Source organism: Spiroplasma sp. hy2, assembly GCF_044714365.1.
In the GTDB taxonomy this organism is placed as follows: Bacteria; Bacillota_I; Bacilli_A; order Mycoplasmatales; family Mycoplasmataceae; genus Spiroplasma; species Spiroplasma phoeniceum.
The window spans coordinates 1-677 of record NZ_RXFZ02000319.1; the positions used below are offsets into that span (position 1 = coordinate 1).

Annotated in this window: 1 protein-coding gene; it reads right to left on the reverse strand. The window is 23.1% G+C overall.

Annotated elements, in window-relative coordinates:
- Window positions 1-677 (reverse strand): hypothetical protein (locus EHV01_RS06300; protein WP_422066714.1); only part of this gene is annotated, 677 nt, incomplete at both ends.

Genomic DNA, 677 nt, shown 5'->3' on the forward strand with positions numbered 1-677 from the left:
ATMWCCCATATCAATGCGTACGATTTGCATATCTTTCTTTTGATTTAATATTAAAACTATCTTCTAAATCAAATTGTAATTTATAACAATTTGCCATTGTAGGTCATGGGTTTAATGTAGTTGATGTAGATAAAAATAATGGATTAGGTTCATTTATCATTTCTCAAAAAGGGACAATACCTAATTTATTTTTAAATTCTTGTACTAAAACAGGTCTAACATCATCTTTAATTTGTGTTTTACTTTGACCAACAACTACTTCATTATTTTTAGGTCAACCTTTAATAATTATTTTATCTTTGGTACAAATTAAATTTAAAATAAAACCACTATCTGATTGATGATAATTTAATCAAATATCAGCACCTTGTTCAATTTCATTTATTTTACTTACACGAGATGTAAAGTTAAATGGGTTAATTCATAAATCAATATTGCCATCACTAGTTTCTAATAAACCAAAAATAGTTTTACCCATTAAACTTGCTGTTAATTCATTTTTATCTAATTTTTCTTTTATTTTATAAGTTTCATATCATCAATTTAATTTTTGTAATATATCTTCTCTATGTGATTTAAATAAAATATCTTTACCATTTACTAATCGCATTTGATGACGAGCAATAATATTGGCTAAATTAATAGTTCAATCATAATTATAAAATTTTAAAACAYTA